Below are 5,676 nucleotides of genomic sequence, written 5' to 3'. Positions count from 1 at the left end.
CTATTTTTACCTTCGAATCGTCTAAAAAATAGTCTCTGTCAGTGCCATGGTTGAATGGTCAATACGCCCTCGATATCTGTCGTCAGTATGATGGCTGTCTACAATAGTTTTAGTCAGCAGTTAGCGTCATTACTCAGCTGTCTTAGAAATTACTTCATTTAAGATCCAGACCGGTTGTACCACATTTGAGCCTTCAGCAGTTACGGCTTCTTGGCGCACATCGAGTACATAACGATAGTTTGGCTCATAAGTGAAACCTTGGATATTACCATTTAATGTGGTGTAGTTTTTCTGATGGGTTTGACGATACTGCAAGCATTCAGCTTCAACGGTGGTGCCATCGGTTGCCGTGAGGTCACAAACAGCTTTTCGTGGTGCAATCTCTACCTCAAAGCTTGGGATATTGACGACTTTGACATTCATTGGCTGCCCCTCAACCACCATGGTACGCTCGCTATCCATCCCCATGGTAGAGCAACCTGATAGGGCAAATGTGGTCATTAATGCTGCAATGGCTAATTTTTTCATTATTCAATCCTCAGTTATTGGTTATGCGTTTTTATTACTTGTTTTACGTTATTGTTTGGCACATTTTATAACTATCGTCGTATGTCTCACACTTATCAGGTTATGATTACTTGATAGTTTGGTTTAACCGTTTGATGTATTGCTGACTGAAATAAGTATAGGGCGCAGTGCTGCTTCTCCTCTATGACTGCTTTGTAAAGTAACGTCAGCTTTTGCAACTGCTGTTAATAAAGCGTATTAAATCACAGAGTAAATTGCTACTCACCGCGTATTTACTTCGAGCACGTCTCCTCATATTGGCTTAACAAGGCACAAAAAAAGCCAGAGCGACACCGTATCGGTCACTCTGGCTGTTACACTTGGTATTAAGGTATCAATAAATAGCCGCTATCAGTTAGCTACGATAGTCTGCATTGATTTTGACATAGTCATAAGACAAATCGCAGGTATAAACGGTATCGCTAGCATCACCGCGTGCCAGATCGATATGAATGGTAATCTCTGGGCGGCTCATCACCGCCTTACCCGCCTCTTCTGTATAATCTGGCGCCACGCCGCCTTTTTGGCAAATCATCACTTCATCAAGATAGACATCTACTTGCTCGGTATCAAGATCTTCAATCCCTGCATAACCCACCGCCGCCAAGATACGACCCCAATTAGCATCGCTGGCAAAAAACGCCGTTTTGACCAATGGAGAGTGCGCGACCGCATAGGCCACATCACAGCATTCTTGTGTGACTTTGCCGCCGGTGACTTTGACCGTCATAAACTTCGTTGCGCCTTCCCCATCTCGTACAATCAACTGCGCCAGACGGACAAACACCTCTGTCAAGGCAGCAAATACCGCTGAGTAATGCGGATGCTCAGGGCTCTCGATTACCTCCGAGCTGGCTGCACCTGTGGCGATCAACACGCAGCAATCGTTGGTCGAGGTATCTCCATCGACTGTGATGCGGTTAAAGGACTGCTCATTGATTTGACCCAGCATCTCTTGTAGCAGGTCGGCTTTGATATTGGCATCTGTCGCCACATAGCCTAGCATGGTTGCCATATTTGGACGTATCATGCCTGAGCCTTTTGAAATACCAGTCACATGATAGCAGCTGCCCGCCACCTCGATTTTTTGGCTCGCAATCTTGGGTATAGTATCAGTGGTACAAATGCCATTTGCCGCGGCCAGCCATTTATCAGCCGCCAAACCAACAAGCGCCTCATCCAACCCTGCAATGACCGCATCGCTGTTTAGCGGCTCACCAATGACCCCTGTCGAAAACGGCAAGACCGTCTGGGTATCGACGCCAGCTTTAGTGGCCAATGCCGCACATATCTCTTGGGCGCGGCGTTTGCCATCGGCACCCGTCCCAGCATTGGCATTACCAGTGTTGATCACAAGATAGCGTGGACTGTGAGTGTCAAAGTGCTCACGCAGTACGCGTACAGGCGCCGCACAAAAGGTGTTTTTGGTAGTGACAACGGCGCAGCTGGCCGTCTCAGCAATCTCAAGCACCACCAAATCATCACGATCTTTATAACGCACGCCTGCCGCGGTCGCACTTAGTTTGACGCCTTCGATGGGATAAATAGTATCAGGTATCGCAACATTTCCAACAGCCATAGGGGCTTCCTTATTTTGCTTATATAGATGGTTCATTCAGACGGTTTGTTTATTTAGGCCATATTTGATTCAAATTATACTTTGCTAAGAGCAAACGCGCTCCAAATTGGCGCGTGGTCAGAAGGCTTTTCCATACCACGAAGCTCATAGCTGATACCCGCATCCACGCAGTGATCGACGAGATCCGCGCTACACAAAATATGGTCGATACGTAGACCACGCTTCGGATCGTCATTAAAGCCGCGACTGCGGTAATCAAACCAGCTATATAGCTCGGTACTCTCTGGATAATGCAGGCGGTACGTATCCGTCAGCTCACGCGACATCAAATCGGCATACCACTCACGCTCTTCTGGCAAAAATGAAGTCTTTCTATTTTTTAGCCAGCGTTTGGCATTTGCTTCCCCAATGCCGATGTCGATATCTTCTGGCGCGATATTCATATCACCCATAATCACCAGTGAGCGACCTTCAGCTTTGAGCGTGTCGATATATGCCATCAAATCGGCATAGTAGGCACGCTTCATAGGGAACTTGGTGGGATGGTCTTGGCTCTCGCCTTGCGGAAAATAGCCATTTAATACATCAATTTCACGGCCTTGCAGCTCATAACGGGCGTGGATAAAGCGTTTTTGAGCATCTACGTCTTCGCCAGGGAACCCCTTTTGGACAAATATCGGCGCAACTTTGGATAACAGAGCCACACCGTAATGCCCTTTTTGGCCAAAGTATTCTACATGATACCCCAAACCCTCGACCGCCGATAAAGGAAATTGATCGTCGTGTACTTTAGTCTCTTGCAATCCCATCACATCAGGATCGATCACCTCTCGCACTGCCTCTAGCTGATGCTGACGGGCACGAATACCATTGATATTAAAACTGACAAAACGGGTCATAAATTATCCTATACTGATTGATGAAAATACGCAGCGATACACTGATGTGACGCACTATGATAGCAGACGTAAATGGGTCTGACTGTTGCACGCCCAGATATCTTAAGCTAGAGTAGTTGCTACTGGTCAGCGGCCATGATACCTCATAATAAATAGCTGACACTTTTTGGGCATGCAACGCAACTTTTGGCACTAAACCATCGCACAGACATCCTGTATCACTATACTGAGTACTCATATGACAACAAGCACGCAAACAACGATAAAAAAAACCGAGCACCACACCCCAAAAACAGCCACCAGCGATAGTATCTCGCCACTATTTGCAAAAGACTATAATGTCTATATTAACCATACCGATGCTGGCGGTATAGTCTACCATGCCAATCATCTGGTGTTTTTTGAAAACTGTCGCCGTGATTGGTTTGCCAAACTCGGTCTCAACGGTTATTTTTTACAGACAGATACAGGCGACGTGCAGCACTTTGTCGTCAGTCAAGCAGACCTACAATACAAACGGGCAATATTGTTAGATGAAGTCATCAGCGTACGTATCGATGACGTCGAGATAAAGCCTGCCAGCATTGTGTTTTATCAAAGTATCCATCGGCATCTGACAGATAGCGCAGCTAGCAGCAACGCCGGGCTATTAAGCCGTGGCAAAATTGTCATCGCCTGCGTGCAAAACCAGCTAAGACCGACACCAAATACTGGTGACAAGGACCATGCAGCCGATACCGCTGCTGCCAACGGCGCCCCCATGCGCCCCATTCGCGTACCTCAAAAGCTGCGGGTGGCCATTGAGCAAGCCGCCGCACGGCAGTCACCAATTCAGACACCAGCTGCTCAATAGACAGCGCCCAGCGATGAGTACCGACAACGACGATACTATCTTGGCATTTGAGCATATCAAGGTGCTGACTCATGGTAGTGATGGACAAAAAAAACGACTGATACAACAAGCCAGTGGCACACTATTAGCAGGACAGGTGACCGTCCTGACGGGTACATCTGGTAGCGGCAAATCGGTACTACTAAGGGTGTTGACAGGGCTTTTGCCCATCAGCGCGGGCACCGTACGGTTAAGACCCACGCACGAGCCACCCCACGCCCGCTTTTGGGGCATACAAGATATCTCACCTACCAAGTGGCGCGCTCAAGTCGCTTTGCTCGCGCAGCACCCTCAGCTGATAGAAGGCAGCGTGCTTGATAATCTGCAGCTGCCTTTCCAGTTGCGGGCGCATCAGCATCTATGCTTTGATAGCGATTGGCATACCGCCCAGCTTGCTTATTTAGGCCGAGGGGGTGATTTTTTGCACAAAGATGCCTATCACTTATCAGGCGGCGAGCGCCAGCTGGTCAACACCTTACGCTTACTACAACTAGAGCCGCGTGTCTTGTTGCTAGACGAGCCTACCGCCGCGCTAGATGTCGATACGGCCGCGCAGCTGGTTGCGCTTCTCGCCGACTGGGTACAAAAAAGCAAACAACGCACGGTACTGTGGGTCACGCATGATACCCAAGACATCCTGCCATTGGCAGACCAGCATTGGCATATGCAAGCAGGCGTACTGACTAAAATCAGGTAAATGTAAATTCAATGAACGCATCAAAGGGTACATGTCTGCGTAGGCACAGCGGGCAGTAAAAATAAATGAGTGAGCCAGCATACTTGGCTGACAAAGTGAGCCGCGATGAACACCAGCGACGATATGCAGATATTTCTCACATATGGCGACATTGCGCTCGCCAGCAGCTTAATCCTCATAGTATTGATGGTCTCTTGGCGTTTGCGTCTACATCTGACCAAGACACTATTTATGGCGGCGCTACGTACAGTCGTGCAGCTGAGCTTTATCGGTCTCATCTTAGCGTGGGTATTTGCGCGCGAGCAGTGGTATGAAGTTTTATCCATCTTGACCATAATGACACTGATTGCAGGAAGTGCGGCCAAAAACCGAGTCAAACGCCGCTATAAAGGCTTGTTTATCGATACGCTGCTTGCCGTTAGTGTCTCCGCAGTAGTGGTGACAGCCATTGCTATCTTGGTTATTTTAGAAGTGCAGCCATGGTACACACCGCAGTTTGTGATTCCTATTTTGGGTCTGATATTAGGCAACTCACTGACTGCCATCTCATTGACCAGTAACCAGCTGATCAATGCCTTTTATGAGCAGCAAGCGCGTATCGAGATGATGCTCAGCTTATCTGCGACGCCCTTTGAGGCTGTACATGAGCAGATACGAACGGCCATCATCAATGGTATGACACCGACGCTCAACTCTATGTTGGTGGTCGGCGTGGTGAGCTTACCTGGTATGATGACAGGACAGATCTTAGCAGGCGCTGATCCTACCCAAGCCATTCGCTATCAAATAGTCACCATGTTTTTGATCTGTGTGAGTAGCACATTGGGCTGCACCATCAGCGCCCTACTCACTTACCGCCGATTTTTTAATAAAAACCAGCAATTCTCGCTTCCTTGACTGCCAATTGCTGGCTTCTATTAGGGCGTGTCCTCAATTCAACTGATAGTCACCCAATTTACTCCATCAAGCCTCACTTCTTTTCATTATCCGTTCATTGTCATTGTCAATTATATATATAGTCGATACACTCTAAAAATGTCAT

At 47.9% G+C, this 5,676-nt stretch carries 6 protein-coding genes; 3 read left to right on the top strand and 3 right to left on the bottom strand.

What is annotated here, in order from left to right:
- Positions 1-129: 129 nt before the first annotated feature.
- The 3 genes from NK638_RS11725 to xthA form a co-directional block, all read right to left on the bottom strand.
- Complete coding sequence (locus NK638_RS11725) at positions 130-528, bottom strand: DUF4377 domain-containing protein (RefSeq protein WP_201585453.1); 399 nt, start codon at positions 526-528, stop codon at positions 130-132.
- 394 nt (positions 529-922) lie between these two features.
- Positions 923-2,146 carry a bifunctional glutamate N-acetyltransferase/amino-acid acetyltransferase ArgJ gene (gene argJ, locus NK638_RS11720; RefSeq protein WP_274633146.1) on the bottom strand — a complete coding sequence of 408 codons (1,224 nt, stop codon included), beginning with the start codon at positions 2,144-2,146 and terminating at the stop codon, positions 923-925.
- 74 nt (positions 2,147-2,220) lie between these two features.
- Positions 2,221-3,045, bottom strand: a complete 825-nt coding sequence (xthA, locus tag NK638_RS11715; protein ID WP_198336233.1) for an exodeoxyribonuclease III — start codon at positions 3,043-3,045, stop codon at positions 2,221-2,223.
- Between the two features lie 238 nt (positions 3,046-3,283).
- Between xthA and NK638_RS11710 the strand changes: the two genes are divergently transcribed.
- The 3 genes from NK638_RS11710 (at position 3,284) to NK638_RS11700 (ending at position 5,531) form a co-directional block, all read left to right on the top strand.
- Positions 3,284-3,898 carry a thioesterase family protein gene (locus NK638_RS11710; RefSeq protein ID WP_274633145.1) on the top strand — a complete coding sequence of 205 codons (615 nt, stop codon included), beginning with the start codon at positions 3,284-3,286 and terminating at the stop codon, positions 3,896-3,898.
- A gap of 13 nt (positions 3,899-3,911) precedes the next feature.
- A complete protein-coding gene (locus NK638_RS11705; protein ID WP_274633144.1) occupies positions 3,912-4,634 on the top strand; it encodes an ABC transporter ATP-binding protein in 723 nt (240 codons plus the stop codon).
- Positions 4,635-4,739: 105 nt separating this feature from the next.
- The gene (locus NK638_RS11700) at positions 4,740-5,531 is read left to right on the top strand and encodes an ABC transporter permease (protein ID WP_274633143.1); all 792 of its coding nucleotides are present in this window, start codon (positions 4,740-4,742) and stop codon (positions 5,529-5,531) included.
- Positions 5,532-5,676 lie beyond the last annotated feature (145 nt).

This window comes from Psychrobacter sp. A3, from assembly GCF_028823565.1.
Lineage (GTDB): Bacteria > Pseudomonadota > Gammaproteobacteria > Pseudomonadales > Moraxellaceae > Psychrobacter > Psychrobacter celer.
The sequence above is the reverse complement of the archived record's forward strand: the minus strand, read 5'-3'. Positions and strand labels throughout refer to the sequence as shown.

Coding starts and splice junctions, on each gene's coding strand:
- NK638_RS11725 (WP_201585453.1), bottom strand. CDS start 528: ATGAAAAAATTAGCCATTGCAGCATTAATGACCACATTTGCCCTATCA.
- argJ (WP_274633146.1), bottom strand. CDS start 2,146: ATGGCTGTTGGAAATGTTGCGATACCTGATACTATTTATCCCATCGAA.
- xthA (WP_198336233.1), bottom strand. CDS start 3,045: ATGACCCGTTTTGTCAGTTTTAATATCAATGGTATTCGTGCCCGTCAG.
- NK638_RS11710 (WP_274633145.1), top strand. CDS start 3,284: ATGACAACAAGCACGCAAACAACGATAAAAAAAACCGAGCACCACACC.
- NK638_RS11705 (WP_274633144.1), top strand. CDS start 3,912: ATGAGTACCGACAACGACGATACTATCTTGGCATTTGAGCATATCAAG.
- NK638_RS11700 (WP_274633143.1), top strand. CDS start 4,740: ATGAACACCAGCGACGATATGCAGATATTTCTCACATATGGCGACATT.